This is a genomic window from Ruminococcus flavefaciens AE3010 (assembly GCF_000526795.1).
GTDB classification, from domain to species: domain Bacteria; phylum Bacillota; class Clostridia; order Oscillospirales; family Ruminococcaceae; genus Ruminococcus; species Ruminococcus flavefaciens_D.
In genome coordinates this window covers 1,349,530-1,367,797 of the sequence record NZ_JAGT01000001.1, presented here as the reverse complement: position 1 = coordinate 1,367,797, position 18,268 = coordinate 1,349,530, and the positions used below count along the sequence as shown (strand labels likewise).

General features: G+C 47.4%; 19 protein-coding genes. 12 read left to right on the top strand and 7 right to left on the bottom strand.

Annotated features, from left to right (window positions below):
- Positions 1-62: 62 nt before the first annotated feature.
- Entirely contained in the window at positions 63-1,331 is a 1,269-nt protein-coding gene (locus tag N774_RS0105885) for a DUF1015 domain-containing protein (RefSeq protein WP_024860350.1), read from the bottom strand.
- A 170-nt stretch (positions 1,332-1,501) separates the two neighbouring features.
- Entirely contained in the window at positions 1,502-2,059 is a 558-nt protein-coding gene (locus N774_RS0105880) for a Maf family protein (protein ID WP_024860349.1), read from the bottom strand.
- Between the two features lie 268 nt (positions 2,060-2,327).
- On the opposite strand from N774_RS0105880, the gene N774_RS0105870 reads away from it, so the two are divergent.
- Positions 2,328-3,896, top strand: a complete 1,569-nt coding sequence (locus N774_RS0105870) for an MATE family efflux transporter (RefSeq protein ID WP_080770553.1) — start codon at positions 2,328-2,330, stop codon at positions 3,894-3,896.
- A 139-nt stretch (positions 3,897-4,035) separates the two neighbouring features.
- Here N774_RS0105870 and N774_RS0105865 read toward each other — a convergent pair whose 3' ends face one another.
- Positions 4,036-5,622 carry a DUF1653 domain-containing protein gene (locus N774_RS0105865; RefSeq protein ID WP_051463380.1) on the bottom strand — a complete coding sequence of 529 codons (1,587 nt, stop codon included), beginning with the start codon at positions 5,620-5,622 and terminating at the stop codon, positions 4,036-4,038.
- Between the two features lie 22 nt (positions 5,623-5,644).
- A complete protein-coding gene (locus N774_RS0105860; protein WP_024860346.1) occupies positions 5,645-6,247 on the bottom strand; it encodes an HD domain-containing protein in 603 nt (200 codons plus the stop codon).
- 348 nt (positions 6,248-6,595) lie between these two features.
- Between N774_RS0105860 and guaA the strand changes: the two genes are divergently transcribed.
- Positions 6,596-8,149 carry a glutamine-hydrolyzing GMP synthase gene (gene guaA / locus N774_RS0105855; protein ID WP_024860345.1) on the top strand — a complete coding sequence of 518 codons (1,554 nt, stop codon included), beginning with the start codon at positions 6,596-6,598 and terminating at the stop codon, positions 8,147-8,149.
- A gap of 112 nt (positions 8,150-8,261) precedes the next feature.
- Here the strand turns inward: guaA and N774_RS19135 are convergent, their stop codons facing one another.
- On the bottom strand, positions 8,262-8,417 hold the full coding sequence (locus N774_RS19135) for a hypothetical protein (protein ID WP_155250360.1): 156 nt from the start codon (positions 8,415-8,417) through the stop codon (positions 8,262-8,264).
- A gap of 141 nt (positions 8,418-8,558) precedes the next feature.
- Between N774_RS19135 and N774_RS16960 the strand changes: the two genes are divergently transcribed.
- The 4 genes from N774_RS16960 to N774_RS19130 all read left to right on the top strand — a co-directional run bounded on the left by N774_RS16960 (position 8,559) and on the right by N774_RS19130 (position 10,418).
- On the top strand, positions 8,559-9,131 hold the full coding sequence (locus N774_RS16960) for a site-specific integrase (protein ID WP_242836568.1): 573 nt from the start codon (positions 8,559-8,561) through the stop codon (positions 9,129-9,131).
- A 383-nt stretch (positions 9,132-9,514) separates the two neighbouring features.
- Positions 9,515-10,033, top strand: a complete 519-nt coding sequence (locus tag N774_RS0105835; RefSeq protein WP_024860343.1) for a helix-turn-helix domain-containing protein — start codon at positions 9,515-9,517, stop codon at positions 10,031-10,033.
- Entirely contained in the window at positions 10,005-10,256 is a 252-nt protein-coding gene (locus N774_RS0105830) for a DUF6017 domain-containing protein (protein WP_024860342.1), read from the top strand. The genes N774_RS0105835 and N774_RS0105830 overlap by 29 nt, the downstream gene beginning before the upstream one ends.
- 21 nt (positions 10,257-10,277) lie before the next feature.
- Positions 10,278-10,418 (top strand): hypothetical protein, encoded by a 141-nt coding sequence (locus N774_RS19130; RefSeq protein ID WP_155250359.1) that lies wholly within the window; start codon positions 10,278-10,280, stop codon positions 10,416-10,418.
- Between the two features lie 192 nt (positions 10,419-10,610).
- On the opposite strand, the gene N774_RS0105820 is transcribed toward N774_RS19130, so the two are convergent.
- Positions 10,611-11,495: a LysR family transcriptional regulator gene (locus N774_RS0105820; protein WP_024860341.1), complete on the bottom strand. Its 885-nt coding sequence runs from the start codon at positions 11,493-11,495 to the stop codon at positions 10,611-10,613.
- A 136-nt stretch (positions 11,496-11,631) separates the two neighbouring features.
- Here N774_RS0105820 and N774_RS0105815 point away from each other — a divergent pair, with 136 nt between their 5' ends.
- The 6 genes from N774_RS0105815 to N774_RS0105790 are packed head-to-tail and all read left to right on the top strand — an operon-like array spanning position 11,632 to position 16,310.
- On the top strand, positions 11,632-11,844 hold the full coding sequence (locus N774_RS0105815) for a hypothetical protein (RefSeq protein ID WP_024860340.1): 213 nt from the start codon (positions 11,632-11,634) through the stop codon (positions 11,842-11,844).
- Positions 11,844-13,025, top strand: a complete 1,182-nt coding sequence (locus N774_RS18075) for a flavodoxin (protein ID WP_024860339.1) — start codon at positions 11,844-11,846, stop codon at positions 13,023-13,025. Before N774_RS0105815 ends, N774_RS18075 begins: the two co-directional genes overlap by 1 nt.
- 13 nt (positions 13,026-13,038) lie before the next feature.
- On the top strand, positions 13,039-13,575 hold the full coding sequence (locus N774_RS0105805; protein WP_024860338.1) for an NAD(P)H-dependent oxidoreductase: 537 nt from the start codon (positions 13,039-13,041) through the stop codon (positions 13,573-13,575).
- A gap of 13 nt (positions 13,576-13,588) precedes the next feature.
- The gene (locus tag N774_RS0105800; protein ID WP_024860337.1) at positions 13,589-14,584 is read left to right on the top strand and encodes an alpha/beta hydrolase; all 996 of its coding nucleotides are present in this window, start codon (positions 13,589-13,591) and stop codon (positions 14,582-14,584) included.
- Positions 14,585-14,623: 39 nt separating this feature from the next.
- Positions 14,624-15,730, top strand: coding sequence for an MBL fold metallo-hydrolase (locus tag N774_RS0105795; protein WP_051463379.1), 1,107 nt, complete (start codon positions 14,624-14,626; stop codon positions 15,728-15,730).
- A 19-nt stretch (positions 15,731-15,749) separates the two neighbouring features.
- Positions 15,750-16,310, top strand: coding sequence for a sugar O-acetyltransferase (locus N774_RS0105790; protein WP_024860335.1), 561 nt, complete (start codon positions 15,750-15,752; stop codon positions 16,308-16,310).
- Between the two features lie 103 nt (positions 16,311-16,413).
- Here the strand turns inward: N774_RS0105790 and N774_RS0105785 are convergent, their stop codons facing one another.
- Positions 16,414-17,892, bottom strand: coding sequence for a hypothetical protein (locus N774_RS0105785; protein ID WP_024860334.1), 1,479 nt, complete (start codon positions 17,890-17,892; stop codon positions 16,414-16,416).
- Between the last annotated feature and the right edge of the window lie 376 nt (positions 17,893-18,268).

The window sequence follows — 18,268 nt, the reverse complement described above, 5'->3', positions numbered from 1 at the left end:
CGCAGATAATGCGTGAATTGAGAAAAAATAAGGGCGCACCGAAGTGCGCCCGTGAAACGTCATTATTCTGTGATCTTTCTTGCCTCGATGTAGAATCGCTTGTCCTCGGCGTGTCCCATAGAGAAGGTCTTTCTGGGGAGAGCGCCGTCCTTGATAACAGTGGGGAAGAGCTGAGATTTGTCCATATCGGGGAGAATGAATGCGATGCCATTGTGCTTGTCAGCCAGTGACTTAACGGTATCAGCTCCGTGGATATAGTCGATCTTGCCGCCGTTAGCCTTAATATAGCCGTCAAGGAAGTTCTGGAGAGAGCCAACGGACAGGTTCGATGACTTCTTGTTGATGTAGAGTTTCTTCTCAGTGCCCTTGCATGAGCAGATTACGTACTGGTCTGAGGCCTTTGTCTCGGAGAGCTCCAGTGCGGCTGTGAGCTTGCTTATGAGCTTGTCGCAGTCTACATCGTATACAAGGCGGTGGATAGCCTCAAATTTAAGTGCGTCGCTGTGGAGATTAACTATTTCAGCAAGAGCATAGCGAGCAGGGTGGTTTGAGAAGTCCTTATCAGGATCTGCTTTTTTCAGCTGCTCATAGAACTCCTTTGCAGTAGCAAGTGAGTGGTTTCCGTCGCCCATAGCATAGAGGAGCACGGGAGTATCACTGAGACCGTACTTCTTGCAGAATGTATCGGGATCGGCAAGTGCGCAGAGTGCCTTGTCAACTGCTTCCTGTGCAGACTTGTCTATCAGCCAGCCCTTGATGCTGCCGCCCTTCTGCATGAGCTCAAAGTCGTAGAGCTTGCTGTCGTCTGAGGTCTGTTTTGCAAGGGGCTCGATAACTGTATTGTCGGGGTCGTCAATGAGTATCATGATGTGGGGAAGCTCAAGAGGAGCGCCCTGTCTTACCTTGATACGTGGAGGTATACGCTCGATGACTGTAGCCTCGGTAGCTCTTACCTCTGAGGTGCTGCCCTTTGAGAAGTCGTACTTTTCAAGGTCGATAGCGCCTACGATGCCCTGACGGAGAATGCCGTTGCTCTGGGTGCGTTCAACGTATACCATAGCGTCCGTGTACTCGGTGAAGATACCGTCGGAGAGGTACTTGTCCATAGCTGTGTGGATATTGTCAATGCGCTGTGCAACGCCGTCCTGTTCCAGATAAAGCTCGGGGAGGATAAGGTTCAGCGTCGAGGGAGCGCTGCCCACTGTAGTGCTTACTTCGTCCCAGTATTCAGGCTCGCTGGTGTACTGGTCACAGGCGATAACGGACCACTTGTGCATATCGCAGTCCTTTGGGATAAGAATGTCAGCAGAATGAAATGCGGTTGAGTTCATGGTAAATACTCCTTTATAGTTATTAGTTTTTAGTGCTTAGTAGGGGCGGATACTATCCGCCCGAGAGTTTAGAGTTGAGAGTGTAGAGTTGAGAGTTGTTGTGTTCGCTTCGCTCACATATTTTAAATATTATCACTGCAAGCGATACCATAACTTTCAACTCTCAATTCTCAACTCTCAACTTTTTTCAGTTCATTGAAAAGACGTCCAACTGGCAGTCCTACCACATTGAAAAAGTCTCCGTCAATATGGGAGATAAGTGCCGAGCCCAGTCCCTGTATGCCGTAGCCGCCAGCCTTGTCATAGGGCTCGTCGGTATCGGCGTAGGCTTCTATCTCGGCAGCCGTCAGCTCGCGGAAGGTCACGTCGGTCACCTCTGAGAATGAGCTCACCCTGCCGTCGCTGATTATGCAGCAGCCCGTAATGACCTGATGCGTTTTGCCTGAGAGCTTTGATATATCGGCTATGCACTGGGCTCTGTCACGGGGCTTGCCCAGTATCTCGCTGCCCAGTATGACCGTGGTATCACAGCCTATCACAACGCAGTCGGGGTACTTCTCCGCAGCAGCCTTTGCTTTCAGCACCGCAAGGTACTCGGAAGCTGCTTTCGGTTCAATATCATCGGGGAGAGTCTCGTCACAGTCCGTTGATACTGCCTCGAAGTCCTCGGTTATGTATCTCATCAGCTCACGCCGTCTGGGTGAAGCCGATGCAAGTATTATCTTCATTCAAAAAACTCCTTAGTATGTGCCGCCATAGCTATTGTTACGGATTCCTCGCAAGTCATAATAATGATCCACAAGGTTAATTTTACCACACATGGGACATAGTGTCAAGGACAAAAAAGTTTCCGTACTGTTGAAATTACATCATGTTTGACAGAAAGTATTGATTTGGTTTTGGCTTTTCTGTTAAGTCTTTCTATTGTTTTTTGTTCCCGAATGATGTATAATTAATAAGTATTTTATGCTATATAAGAGAAAAGAAGGTATGAGAATGAATGACAGAGATTTAGGAGGACCGCCTCAGGGCTACGGTGGTCCGCCGTCAGGAGTTGGAGGTCCACCACCGGGAGCAGGAGGACCGCCGCCCGGTGCAGGGGGACCACCACCGGGAGCAGGAGGACCGCCGCCCGGTGCAGGGGGACCACCACCGGGAGCAGGAGGTCCACCCAGAGGAGCAGGGGGACCTCCGGGTGGAATGGGCAATCCGCTTGGATATGCTCCTGTACGCTCACTTATGATGAAGTTCGCTATCCCAAGTATTATAGGTATGCTTGTAAGCGCACTTTACAACATGGTCGATCAGCTGTTTATAGGCAATGCGGTCGGACCATTGGGAAATGCGGCAACAGGTATCGCTTTCCCGTTCACAACAGGATGTATGGCTATCGCGCTGATGTTCGGTATCGGCGGTGCGTCATGCTTCAACCTTACCCTTGGTATGGGCGACAAGAAAAAAGCTCCCTACTATGCAGGAAATGCGCTGTTCCTGCTGGTGGTTCTGGGAGTTATAATATCGGCTCTTACACTGATATTTCTTACGCCTTTGCTTAAACGCTTCGGAGCTTCACCTGTGGTGCTCCCTTACGCAGAGGAATACGTAAAATATACCGCTTTCGGCTTCCCGTTCCTTATACTTACAACAGGCGGCGGACACCTTGTCCGTGCTGACGGAAGTCCTAAGATGACCATGATATGCAACGTTACGGGAGCTGTTATCAATACTGTTCTTGATGCAGTATTCGTTCTCGGCTTCGGCTGGGGCATGAAGGGCGCGGCTATCGCAACAGTTATCGGACAGTTCATATCCGCACTTATTGTAGTTATCTACTGTATCAACTTCAAGACGGTATATCTTTTCGGCAAGCATCTGCTGCCGTCCTTCCGTATCGTAAGGAGGATATGCTCTATCGGTATGGCTTCATGCTTCAATCAGCTTGCTATTGCTATAGTACAGATAGTTCTGAACAACTCTCTGAGACACTACGGAGAGCTTTCAAAGTACGGCTCGGACGACCCTATTGCTGTTGCAAGTATCGTAATGAAGGTCAATATGATAGTATTCTCTATTGTCATAGGACTTGCTCAGGGTACTCAGCCTATTGAGAGCTTTAACTACGGCGCACAGAATTACGATCGAGTAAAGAGCGCATTCTGGATGGCAATAAAGACAGGAGCTGTGATCTCACTTATCGCTTTTGTGTTCTTCCAGCTCTTCCCGAGGCAGATACTGGGAGTATTCGCAAATTCCGACGCCAGCGAGGGCTATTATGAGTTCGGTGCGAAGTTCTTCAGGATATTCCTGTTCTTCACATGGCTCAACTGCCTGCAGCCGATAATCTCCACGTTCTTCACGTCCATAGGAAAGCCTGTAAAGGGCATTTTCCTTTCACTGACAAGGCAGATACTTTTCTTCCTGCCGCTGTTGATAGTGCTTCCTATGGTATTTGATATAGACGGTATCACCTATGCAGGACCCCTTGCCGATCTTCTTTCGGCAGCAGTCGCTATTCTCATGGCGAGAGGCGAATTCAAGGCTATACATGAGCTTGAATGGATATGATAACAATAATTAAGGGACACCTTTAGTCAGCTCCCCTTAACGGAAATAGTGGGTTACCGAGCCTGAAATTATAGGCTCGGTAATTTTATGCCACGATTTCGCCGGAGGGGGCTCCCCTCGGTGTCCCTTGTTTTTATATTCAGTCTATTTTTGTGAATCGGCTTTCTTCTCCTGCTTTACCAATGAACATTGACTTGGGTCTGGCCCACACCTCGCCGTCTTTGAGCGACTTGTATATCACAAGCTCCTCCATGGTCTCGGTATGGCGTGCAACTGCAAGGAGCTCATACTCATTGCCCTTGAAGTGGCGGTACTTTGCACCTATTACCAGCTCAGTATCCTTTTCCTCTTCTATGACGGCTTCCTCTGGCTCGTTGTTCACGATGTCGTCTGCAACAATTATCATTGCCGAATAAGGAGCCATACGCACATACGCATTGCCGTTCTCGACCTGTATGGGCATTGCTGTGAATACGTCCACAAGACCGTTCATATGGGTCTGGAAGTTAAGGTCGAACTCATAGTCACCAAGGTTGAGAGCAACGTATACTGTCTGTTCGCCCTGTATCTTCTTGAAAAGGAGCTGCTGATTGGTTATCATGATGCGCTCATAGTATCCTGTTCTCAGTGCAGGATAAGCACGGTATATCCGGCCGAGCTTTACGATGTGGTGGTAGAGGGAAACGTTTTCGCGCTCCATATCCTGTAAGTGGAGACATGGGCGGAGAGCGTCGTCGGAGTTGTTCTCCTTGCGTCCCTCGATGCCGTACTCACTTCCGTAGTAAATAGATGGTATACCGGGCATGGTGTACATGAGAGTATATACCAGCGGCAGGTGAGCATTGTTGTGGAGGGTGCTTGCCAGACGGTTAACGTCATGGTTGTCCACGAAGTTGTACAGGTCGAGATTGCGGTAGATGCCGCCGTTTGCGCCAGACTGTCTGTTGATGGAGTAATCTATCTCGAAGTAGTTTTTATCATTGTGTGAGGACCACAGTCCCTTGTAGCACTCATAGTTGGTAACGCTGTCCAGCATCTCGGGGTTAGCCCAGCGGTTGTAGTCGCCGTGGATTATCTCGCCGAGGAGCCAGAAATCAGGCTTCTTGCCCTTGCAGAAGCTTCTTATCCTCTTGAAAAAGTCAAAGTCGATGCAGTCTGCGGCGTCAAAGCGGATACCGTCGATGTTGAAGGACTCTATCCAGTAGTTGATGGCGTCGATGATATGGTCACAGACGCCTGGATTGCGAAGATTGAGCTTTACCAGATTGTAGTGACCGTTCCAGCCCTCATACCAGAACGGGTCGCCGTAAGGGCTTGGACCGCCGAAGTTAAGATTCTGGAACCAGCCGCAGTACTCCGAGCCCTGTCCCTTTTCCTGAACGTCCATGAACTGCGGGAAGCGTCTGCCTACGTGGTTGAACACGCCGTCGAGAATGACGCGGATACCGTTCTCATGGAGAGTGTCGCAGATAAAGCGGAAAGAGTTGTTATCGCCGAGACGGCGGTCTATCTTCTTATAATCTATGGTATCGTAGCCGTGTTCAACGGACTCGAAAACAGGTCCGAAGTAAACAGCGTCCACGTTCATCTCCTTTAGATGAGGTATCCAGTCGAGTACCTTATCCAGTCTGTAGGTCACATCTTCAGTTCCGTCATTGAACTTGGGCGCACCGCAGAATCCAAGAGGATAGATGTGATAGATAATGGCGTTATCGTACCAGTTCATAATAAAAACTCCTTACATTTATTTATTTTTCTGAGCCTTCCATATAGTAGGAAGCTTCCATATCGGCCACGTTCAGTGCCAGAGCGAGCGGGTACATTTCAAGTGCCCTGCCGATGGAATTTCTTTCTTCTGTTCCTCCGTATGAAAAACCCATATGATACCTTATTGCAAAGGCTTCCTCACGGGTAAGACGGTTCTCACCGTAGAAGTAGCCCGAAAGTATGTACACGGACTTTTCGCCGTGTCCGTAGGGGAGAGTATCATTGATAGCGTAGAACGGGACCTTCTCCCACTGTCCTGTTTCGTCGTTTTTCTTGTTGCGCATTTCCACAGTGTAGAAGTTCACCTTGCATACATCGTGGAGCAGGGCAACTATTGCTATAGTCTCCTCCGAGTAATCCATGCCGTAGAGTTCTTTTGTGCGGGGACGTGAGAGGTAATCCTTGAGGCAGTGGTATACGTTGAGGCTGTGCTGGACGAGCCCGCCCTCATGAGAGCCGTGGAAACGGGTACTGCTGGGAGCTGTGAAGAAGTCGCTCTTTTCGAGGAACTCCAGAAGCCTGTCTGCACCTTCGCGCTTGATGTTTTGCTTATATATGGTGATAAATTCTTCTTTTGCGGACATATTGAAACTCCTTTTGAAACTATATAAATATATTATACCACAAAATGTTAGTAAATTCAATAGGTAGTTGTTATTTTTTATTGAATTTTACTATAATTGTCAGCAGGACTGTTTTTACCGCAAAAAAGCGTTTGCAGGGCTTGAAATTTTCTCTGAAATATGGCATAATTAGTGAGTAGAAAGTAGTGAGTAGCGAGTAGTAGACAGTGCTTTAAAACGTAAACTCTTACTACTTACTACTTACTACTCACTACTTACTACTTTCTCGTTTCAAAAAACAGCTTCGCTGATTTTTGAAAACAAAAATACGGCGTCCGCTGCCGTAAAGCGGAAGTTAAGGAGGGACTTATGTCTAACCAGCTTTGTATCGTTCTCGATTTCGGCGGTCAGTACAATCAGCTTATCGCACGAAGAGTCCGTGAGTGCGGCGTGTACTGCGAGATCAAGAGATTTGACACTCCTATCAGCGAGCTCAAAGCGCTGAATCCCACCGCTATCATCTTCACAGGCGGTCCCAACAGCGTTTATGATCCCAGCTCACCTCATATCTCAAAGGAGATATTCGAGATCGGAGTGCCTATCCTCGGTATCTGCTACGGCTGTCAGCTCATGGCTTATACTCTCGGCGGCAAGGTGGAGAGCTGCGAAAAGAGTGAGTACGGCAAGATCGAGATCACTCAGAACAGCGGCAGCCTTATCTTTAAGGAAGTCCCCGAAAAGAGCGTGGTATGGATGAGCCATACCGACTTCGTAAGTCAGCTTCCCGAGGGATTCAGTGTTACGGCAAAGTCTTCGGACTGTCCCTGCGCTGCATTTGAAGCTCCCGAAAGAAAGCTCTACGCTGTACAGTTCCACCCCGAGGTAACTCACAGCGAATACGGCAAGCAGATACTCCATAACTTCCTCTATAATGTCTGTGGCTGCACAGGCGACTGGGTAATGGACGATTTCATAGAGAATACAGTTAAGAAGCTCCGCGAGCAGATAGGCGACAAGAAGGTCATTCTCGGTCTTTCGGGCGGCGTTGATTCATCAGTTGCAGCAGGACTTCTCAGCCGTGCAGTAGGTAAGCAGCTCACCTGCGTTTTCGTGGATCAGGGACTCATGCGAAAGGACGAGGGCGACTTCGTTGAGGAGACCTTCACAAAGCTCTTCGATATGAATTTTGTCCGCGTAAACTGCAAGGACAAGTTCCTCACCGCACTTAAAGGCGTTACAGACCCCGAGCAGAAGCGTAAAATAATAGGTACCGAGTTCTACAATGTTTTCTGGGATAAGATAAGAGAGCAGGGCACTGACGGCTTCTTCGCACAGGGTACTATCTATCCCGACCGTATCGAGTCGGGCAGAGGTAATCAGGCAGGTCACGGCAGCACAGCCGTTATCAAGACTCACCACAACATGGTTAAAATGCCTGATGATATCAAGTTCGCAGGCACTATAGAGCCTCTCGGCGACCTCTTCAAGGACGAGGTTAGAGCCGTGGGCGAAAAGCTTGGCATACCTCATGACCTCGTATGGCGTCAGCCGTTCCCGGGTCCCGGTCTGGGAGTTCGTATCATCGGCGAGATAACCGAGGAAAAGATAAAGATATTGCAGGAAGCAGACGCTGTTTTCCGTGACGAGATACGCAAGAGCGGTATCGAGGAGCAGCTGAAGCAGTTCTTCGCGGTTCTTCCCGATGTCCGCACAGTAGGAGTTATGGGCGACCACCGTACATACGACCACCTTATCGCTATCCGCGCAGTTACTACAGACGACTTTATGACAGCCGACTGGGCAAGGATACCCTACGATGTGCTTGCAAAGGTCTCAAACCGTCTCTGCAACGAGGTGGAGCACGTCAACCGCGTAGTGTATGATATAACCTCAAAGCCACCAGGAACTGTGGAGTGGGAATAATAAACAAGACCTCAGAAACGGCGTAGATACGCCATTTCCAAAGTCTCAAAATCTCAGTGATAACAATTTGATAACAGGGAGATAAGCGGAATTATTCTGCGTTTCAAGTGGCTTATAAGTTACGCCACTCTTTCACAGGTTCATGCTTTCCGCAGTCATCGGTCGTTTTCGGCCAATTGAGCTTCCATTCTGTATATTCGGCCTTGCTGATCTTACCGTCAGCAAGGTCTTTTTTTCGTCTCTGCCACTCAGAAAGGAGGTCAGTCATCAGGATAGAGCCGAAAACAATACCCTTTCTTCTGTTGCCGTCCTCGTCCTCGCAGTCCTCAATGCTGATCGGGTATCAGACAGGAGCTTGACAGTCTGCTTGACGGTAAGCTGTCTATCATGAAACACAAGGACGATATCATTGCCAAAGTTGAAAAGCTCGGCAAGATTGCAGCGAAAGGGTACGCTTTCAGTATGCCGTAAGATTACGAGTATCAATGCAGACGGACATGAGCAGTTAAGAGTGGACGAAACGCTCAAAACAGAAGCGAGCGTGAGAACACTTCCTCTTATACCGCAAATCGAGAAGATGCTGAAAGAAAAGCTGAAACTCGAAATGCAGTATTCTCAGCTTCTCAAGAGTGACTTTGACAGAACATTTGACGGTTTTATCTGCCGTGACAACACGGGAGCGATTATCACGCCTGAATATGTGACAAGGCACTTTAAGGAAGTAATCAGAAAGTATAAGCTCCGTCCGATCCGTTTCCATGACCTGCGCCATAGCTGTGCAAGCCTTCTGCTTGCTAATGATGTGTCCATGAAAGCAATTCAGGACTGGCTCGGTCATTCAACTTTTAATGTTACCGCAAACTTTTATAGTCATCTCGATTATAAGTCGAGAATCTCATCTGCTGAAACCATCTCCAAAGTCCTCGATGATGAAGATGAGAACGATGAGAATGAGGATAAAAAGAAAAATGCAGGCACTTAAAAAGCTCCTGCATTCTTCATGGTGCCGGTGGCGTGGGTCGAACCCGCACGGTGTTGCCACCAACGGATTTTGAGTATTCCAGTTCACTTCGTTTTGAACAGTTTTCTGTTATTCTGTGTTGCTTTCTATTCCCCATTTTACGTTGTTTTACAAGGCATAAAACACGAAAACAGGCGATAATGCGAAGATATTAAAAAATCGGGAAAAAGATCGTTTTGGTAGATGATTTGGTAGGACAGCGGTCTTCCTACCTTTGGTAGAAGACATCATAACCTTGGTAGAAAAGCTGTTGACGACCATTTTTCGATGCGGATAGTGCTTCATATTTTGGAGCATTATCCGTTTTTTATTACCCTGAAATTACCGAAACGAGAGGTATCACTATGCCAAAACTGAGAAAGAGAATGACAAAGGATTTTACGATCATCTGTAATACTGCCCTGCGGGATACCCGTCTGGGAAGCAGCGAGTGTGGGCTGTACTGCACGATGATGTCGATGGCTGAGGACTGGAACTTTTCGATCCGAGGCTTTGCTTCGATCATGCCTGACGGTGTGACAAAGATTTCCAGTGCTTTGAAGAAGCTCGAAGCGCTCGGCTATCTCCGCAGGGAACGTCAGTATGTTGACGGCAAGATCACCGACTGGATCTACTACATCTACGACGAGCCGTATGAGTCTGACAGCTCTGATGTTGAAAACTCGGAAAAATCAGCTCCGCAAGATACGGGTTTTCAAGATGCTGAAAACCTTGATACGGAAAACCTAAATCAAGGTCAGTCACATCTTGAAAAGCCGAACGATAATATAATATCAAGAAAAGAAAAATCAAAAAAAGAAATATCAAGAGATCAAGAATCAATCCATCAATCTGTTGACGCAGACGGACGGATATATCCGTGAGAAGCAGATCTATACCGAGGTCGTGAAGTCCAATATCGACTACAGCGACTATGCTCTGTGGGCAGAGGAATCGAACGGCTATATGTCCGTGGAAGAACTGGACGAGATCGTTCAAATGATCGTCAGGGCAATCTGCTCCCGAAAGAAAACAGAGCATATCTGCGGTCAGGAGTTCCCCAGAGAGGTCATCAAGGCTGCGATGCTCAAGGTGGATCGGATCTGACTTGAAAATGCCATTGAGCAGATGAAGCAGACGGATAATGTCCGCAATTACGAGAAATACCTGATCAGCACCCTGTTCAACGAAGCCAACGGCAGGAGCTTTCGAGAGAAAGCCGAGGACAGAAGTGTCGATTATGCGGTGAAAAGGGACTTCGGGCTGTAATTCTATTCCCCAAAGTTGAAATATGATTGATTTTTGGGAATAGAACACTTATCGTGAATTGTTCCCCACTTAGGGATGAATTAAGATGCAAGGATAGCACTGAGACTGTTTTCGTTCGCCTCGGGACAGCATTTTTTGTTTATTCATGCTCATCCGGTATACCGTTCCAAAATCATCTCCGTTATTGTTTGCCTATAGATCAAGCAAATCTTTTTTGAACTGCTCTAAGAATGTGCTTGCAGCCTTTGTGAAAACAGGATACCGCTTCCATATGAAATAGCTGACAGCCTCCATGCGTGGTTCAAAAGGTCGGAAGCACAGGCGGCTGTCACCGCTGACGTTGATCAGTTTATCAAGTGAGATAGCACTGCCAATGCCCTCATTTACCATGACAGAAGCGTTGTAGATGAGGTTATACTCAGCAACGATATTAGCATCAGGTGCCTGTTCTGCGATCAGTTCAGATAGCATTGTACTGTGATTCGGCTGGCGCGGAATGATCAGATCAAGTCCTGCAATATCTGCAACTGTAACTGTTTCCTTCTTCGCAAGCGGTTCGTCACGGCGCATCAGTACGCCCCAGGTATCGTGCAAAGGTATCTCAATGGCTTCGTATTTGGTTCGGTCTACATTCCCGAATATCACCCCGAAATCCATCAGCCCATGTTCGAGTTTTTCCATGACATCAGTGCCGTTGCCGCTGAAAAAGCTGTAATGAATATTGGGATAATCTTTTCTCAGCTTATGTGCAGTATCTGCGATAAGCTTGATCGCATAGGTCTCTCCTGCGCCGATATACACTGTACCGGACACATTGTCATTGCTCTGCCTGACCTCCTGCTCGGTCTTATCCATAAGCTCCACGATCTCCTCGGCACGCTTGCGGAGGATCATGCCCTCCTCAGTCAGCGTTACACCTTTGTTGGAACGTATCAGGAGAGGCTTCCCAAGTTCATCTTCCAATTCCTTCAACTGACGGGACAGCGTCGGCTGTGACAGAAACAGCCTTTCTGCCGCTGTGGAAAAGCTCTGTTCTCTTGCCACCGCAAGAAAATATCTGAGTACACGAATATCCATACACTCCGCCTCCTTTTCTATATCATACCACATATGGCTATAACTGTCAAGCATAGAAACATATTCAATATAGGTATTTGCTATTTTTAGATAACCATGTTATAATGAATACAACAAGAAAGTCGGGGGTGAGCATATGAAAGAAAGTATCAGACAAAATCTGATCGATGCCGGTTGTGATGATGTGTTTATCGAGCAATTCGATGCCTGTTCATTCGACACAAAGCAATGCGAGAAAATGCTTGCTGCTCACAGAAAAGAGTTGCTTGACGAGGTTCATGCAAAGGAACACTGCATTAGCTGCCTTGATTATCTGGTGTTTATGATGAAGAAGGAGGGCGGGTTTTAATGATGAAATTATGGAGCGCTTTCGTTGCTTGTATCACTTTACTTATGACAACGTCAGGGTGCGGACATCAGAATACTGTTAGTGGTCTGACTGAAAAGTATAGCAGTATCCCTGTGACGAATCTATCTGCAAATGTTCAGTCATCGGAAGAGTCCGCAGAATACCAGTATACCATACAGGATGTTCGCAACTTACAGGACTTTCTCCTGACAAGACCGACTGAGGAAGACCTGACCGGAAAGCCCTATGATTTGAACGACGATAATCGCTGGGATGTATTTGATCTCTGCCTGATGAAACGTGAACTTCTGTATAATATGAATATAGAAAGAGACAGCGATACGCTTGTTATCTATTTTTCACGCACAGGCAACACGGAAAAAATTGCTCAGTATCTGATTGAACTTACCAGTGCGGACAGCTATGTAATCGAAGCGGCTGTGCCTTATACAGATGCAGACATCAAATATCAGGACGATAACTGTCGTGCCAATAAGGAGCAGAACGATAAGACAGTCCGCCCTGAGATCGCAAACCCGATAGAATCTATCGCCAGCTATGATACGATCTTCCTAGGCTACCCGATCTGGTGGGGACAGGAACCGCGCATCATCGACACATTCCTTGAAAGCTATGATTTCTCGGATAAGACGGTCATTCCGTTCTGCACATCAGGCAGCAGCGGTATTGCCGCAAGTGAGAAGAATATCGCAGAACTTGTGCCGATTGGAAATCAACTCGAAGGCAGACGTTTCCCTGCAAGTGCGACAAAGGACGATGTAAAGGAGTGGGTGGAGATGCTTCCTCTGAACAATGAACAATCCGAAGTAAAACTGCTGATTTCCGTAAACGGTCAGGAGCTTACCGCTTCATTCGCTGACAGTACTGCCGCAAAAGAGCTTGCAGAAAAGCTGAAAGCAGAGCCAATCACTGTTACGCTGAATGAATACGGCGGATTTGAAAAGGTCGGCAAGCTGCCGTGGTCGCTTACCAGAACAGACGCAAGTACCGAAACAGAGCCGTGTGATATAATGCTCTATCAGGGTAATCAGATGACGATATTCTATGACTCCAATTCGTGGAGCTACACAAAGCTCGGACATATTGACAATACGACACAGGAAGAATTAAAGGCATTATTTGGTGAGGGCGATATTACTGTAACGCTCTCCCTGAAATAAAGGAGGAAACATCATGAAGAAAGTGCTTGTCATATCATCAAGTCTGCGAAAAAACTCAAACTCCGAACTGCTTGCGGTTTCTTTTGCAGAGGGCGCAAAGTCAGCAGGACATGAGGTGGAGCTTGTATCTCTGCGAGACAAGGAGATCAGGTTCTGTGTAGGCTGTCTTGCCTGTCAGAAAACACAGCGGTGCTTTATGCACGATGATGCAGATGCGATCCGTGAGAGGATGCTTCACGCCGATGTGCTTGTGTTTGCAACGCCAATCTACTACTACGAAATGAGCGGTATCCTGAAGACGCTGCTTGACAGGGCGAATCCGCTGTATTCTTCCGATTATCAGTTCAGGGAGATATATGCCCTTGCAGCGGCAGCCGAAGATGAGGAACACGTTCCCGAAAAGGCTTTCTCAGGCATTGAGGGCTGGGTGGACTGCTTTGAAAAGGCAAAACTGGTCGGTACGCTGTTCTGTGGCGGTGTTACAGCTGTCGGAGAAATAAAAGATAACCCGAAACTGAAAGAAACCTATGATATGGGCAGAAAAATCTGAGGAGGTACTGAACATGAAAGAAGAAATGCTGACTTTAACCACTGAATGGGACAAGACTTTCCCGAAGTCCGATAAAGTTGACCACAAGAAGGTCACTTTCCATAATCGTTACGGTATCACGCTTGCCGCAGATATGTATATCCCGAAGGGTGCAGAGGGCAAGCTACCTGCAATTGCTGTCAGCGGTCCGTTTGGTGCGGTCAAGGAGCAGTGCAGCGGTCTGTATGCGCAGACACTCGCAGAGCGTGGTTTTCTGACGATCGCTTTTGATCCTTCTTTTACAGGTGAAAGCGGCGGACAGCCGAGATACATGGCTTCTCCCGACATCAACACGGAAGATTTCTCCGCTGCCGTTGACTTCCTCTCCGTGCAGGACAATGTCGATCCTGAGCGAATCGGTATCCTCGGCATCTGCGGTTGGGGCGGTATGGCGATCAATGCGGCGGCTATGGATACCCGTATCAAGGCAACTGTCGCTTCCACGATGTATGATATGACAAGAGTCGCTTCAAAGGGATATTTTGATTCTGAGGACAGCGAGGAGAAAAGATATGCGAGCAAGGTGGCTATGAATACCCAGCGTACAAAGGATTACGCAAGCGGTGAATATGTCCGCGCAGGCGGTGTTGTTGATCCTCTGCCTGATGACGCACCTTATTTCGTCAAGGATTATCACGCTTATTACAAGACCGAGAGAGGTTATCACCCTCGTTCTCTCAACTCCAACAGCGGTTGGAACGTGATCGGCTGTATGTCGTTTATCAATATGCCGATCTTGCAGTACAGCAACGAGATACGCTCTGCTGTGATGATCGTTCACGGTGAAAAAGCTCACTCCTGTTATTTCGGCAGGGACGCTTACGAGAATATGACGAAGGACAGCAAATACACCGATAACAAGGAACTTCTCATTATCGAAGGAGCTTCTCATACCGATCTGTATGACGGCGGTGAAAAGAAGGTCATTCCGTTTGACAAGCTGGAGAGCTTTTTCAAGGAGAATATGTAATTATTCACATGAAGTATAAAATACCAGGTGGTGGATGTAATGAAAGCACTGAAGATATGCGGGAAAGTGCTGCTTATAATTGTGATATTGCTTGCAGTAATACTCGTGATCGGCTTGCTTTTCCTGAAATACTATCCTCCGATCGGAGATACTCCGGACAAGGAGAAGCAGAATGAATATGCCGGAAAGACAGAGCAGTACTATGACAAGCAGTTTCACAACGAGAATGATTTTACTGTAATGACCGGAGATCAGGACGAAAAAAGCATCAAGACGGTTCCCGATAAAACACTTCCTGCCGAGAAGATCGAGAGTATAGAGCGAGCCGCTGACGGAGAACTGAAAGTAACATGGCTCGGTCATTCCACCTCTCTTATTCAGCTTGGAGATAAAAATATCTTTATTGATCCCGTGCTGAGTGACCGTTCATCGCCTGTGGGCTTTGCAGGACCGGAACGTTTTTCGGAACTTGCCCTTGATATAGAGAATGTCCCCGATATTGATGTGCTTTTTATCTCACACGATCATTACGATCACCTCGATTATAATGTCATCAAGGCGATAGACGGCAGAGTGAGTCATTATGTTGTACCGCTTGGTATAGACGTTATCCTCAAAGGCTGGGGCGTTGATGAGAGCAAGCTGCACCCATTGTACTGGTGGGATAGTATCGAGCTTGACGGAATAACATATACGCTCACTCCCGCACAGCATTATACGGGCAGAAATCCGCTGAAAATGAATGTCACCCTATGGGGCGGACTGCATATCAAAAACAGCGAACACAGCGTATATTATTCGGGAGATACGGGCTACTACGATGTGTTTGAACAGGTGTATGAACGATTTGGTGAAACAGAGCTTATGCTTGCGGATTCGGGACAGTATGACAGCGGCTGGGCTGAAACGCATATGTTCCCCGAACAGACCGTGCAGGCGGCGAAGGACGCTCACGCAGAATGGCTGATACCTGTGCATTGGGGAGCATTCGTGCTATCAAATCACTCATGGTACGATCCGCCCGAAAGAGCAGTCAAGGCTGCCGAGGAACAGGGCGTGAGCCTTGCGACACCGAGACTCGGACAGACTGTAAGCTATGACGATATTTCTTCTTTCAATGAGCATTGGTGGGAGGAATATGAATGATATAACGGAGGAAACAGAGATGACAACACAAGAATTCCTTGACTTCATGAACAGCGGCAGTCAGGTCACAGCTGAATGCGATGTTCATCAGATGATGCACAAGCTCAGTCAGGAGGCTATCCGTATTACAATGGAGATCAATAATCATTATCATACTCCCGATGAGATCAACGCACTGATGTCGGAGCTTATCGGTGAGCCTGTTGAGGTCGGACTGTTTCCTCCGTTTTATACGGACTGCGGCAAAAACATTCATCTCGGCAAGGGTGTGTTCATCAATGCGGGCTGTAAGTTTCAGGATCAGGGCGGCATCTACATCGGTGACGGTGCGCTGATCGGTCACAACACGGTGCTGGCTACGCTGAACCACGGACTTCTGCCCGAAGAACGTCACGACCTGATACCGAAGCCTATTCACATTGGTAAGAATGTGTGGATCGGCTCAAACTCAACTATTCTTCCAGGCGTGACTATCGGAGACAATGCCGTTATCGGTGCAAGCTCGGTGGTCACAAAGGATATTCCCGAAAACATGGTAGCTGTGGGAAATCCTGCGAGAGTTATAAAGAGTATAAAATGATATAATCCCCCTCATCAGCAGGAAGTTGAGATGCTCCTTGCTTGGTGAGGGGGATTTTTTATTTCAATTAGATATGTGTTTTATATGGTAATGCTTGCAATTATTATGTTAATGCTGTTCCATTCACATACAGCGTATAGCCATTGGTGATGATATTGGAAACATCGCCGTCAAAGGAAGTGATATAGGTATCAGCAGTCAGTGTCCATTTGCTGGTGCTGTCGAGCTTTACATTCACTGTACCGACTTCTGTAGATACGCTTGTGCCTTTGGCATTTGTGATAGAACCGTCAATAGATCCTGTGAATGTAGAGCCATTTGTAAGGTTCAGTGTAAGCTCAGAATCGCTGCCGACCTTGATAATACCTGACAGTTCCTGACCGTCAACGTTAAGCGTTGCTATATTGCCTGCACCGCTCCAGCCGTCTGTACAGACGGAGAGCAGGATATTCTCGCTGTCTTCATTGATGATAGTAACGCCGCTGAGATTGATCACGGCGTTCGTATTCGTAACATGGAACACATGACCGTTCTTGCTTGTCAGCGTTCCGCCAGTCATTGTAAAGGAAGATGTACCGCTGTCTGCGTCACCGGACATAGACTGGTAGATCATGATCGTATCGAAGAATGTTGCATTGCCGTTGCACTTAGTGTTATTCGCTGTCATATTGCAGTTTTTCAGTTCAATGGAGTTCTTGCCTTCGATACATACGCCCTCGGAAAGATTGGATGTGAGATCTGCATTTTCAACGTGTATCTCCGCAGTAGAGTATATTGCAGGAGAACCGAGACCGTTTGATGTATAAGTGCCGCCGTTTACGTAAACAGTTCCGCCGCCGCGGTCTGTACGACTAGCCGCAGAGGACTGACCTGAAGTGTCAACATCAAGGTCATAAGCATAGGTGATACCGCCGCCTGTGGTCATGATACCGCCTGAGCCGTCGCCTGTAGTTTTGATGACTGTATCACGAATAGTCAGTGTCGTTCCGTCACCTGTTGCACCGTTCTGACCGCCGTTTCCTCCGTAGCAGAACACACCGTTTGCTCCGTCAGCATCAGAAGTGATTGTACCGCCTGTAATCGTTGTATTCGAGCCATCCTTGACCAGCACCGCTGCATTCAGACCGTAGAAGTTGCAATTGTCGCCGCCGTCAGAATCACCGGTTTTGTTGACAGTCGGATTCGTGATTGTAACTTCATCAGATGTGCTGATCAACAATGCGCTCTCATCAGCAGTACTGCTGTTATATTTCTGTCCGGACTGAGAGTCGGAAGACGTGATCTCAACAGCACCCTTGTAGTCGATATCCGCACTGCTTGAACCACCGGGACCTCCACCGCCTGGTCCTCCGCCATTCCCATCGGGAGGTGCATCAGGTCTGTCACCGTCAGGAGGATTGCCGGGACGGTTATTGTCTGTATTATCATTCGTTTCTGTAGTTGTTTCTGCTTCTGTAGTAATTGACGTAGTTGAGCTTACATCAGAAGCTGTATTTGAAGATTCTGTTGAGCCGCAGGCTGAAAGGCTGATGCATAATGTAAGAGCTAACAGAAATGCAGAAAGCTTTCTATATTTTTTCATAATGGAACCTCCTTTATAATGGTCTGGTGTCGGTTTGTTTTCTATGATTTTATTTTACATCACAAGTCTTAAAATCAGCTTAATCAAAGGTGCGAAACTAACGAAAATACGGTGAAAACTAAGTGAAGCTTTCTTAGAGAAACTGTTGGAAAAGGTAACCGTCCACAGTAATTTCTTAGAATTCCGGTTCAAGTCATGTGTGACGGTCAGCGTGGAAAAGTGAATAGATAGAGCGAACCCCGAATCAGTCAAAGTGATGCGAGGCTTTTATATCATGGCTATTACTCGTTTGGGGGTTCTTTCCTTCCAGCCAATTGACCTTTGAATCTCAATGTGGTATAATTAACCTATATTCTGCTTTGCTTGGAGGAATGGA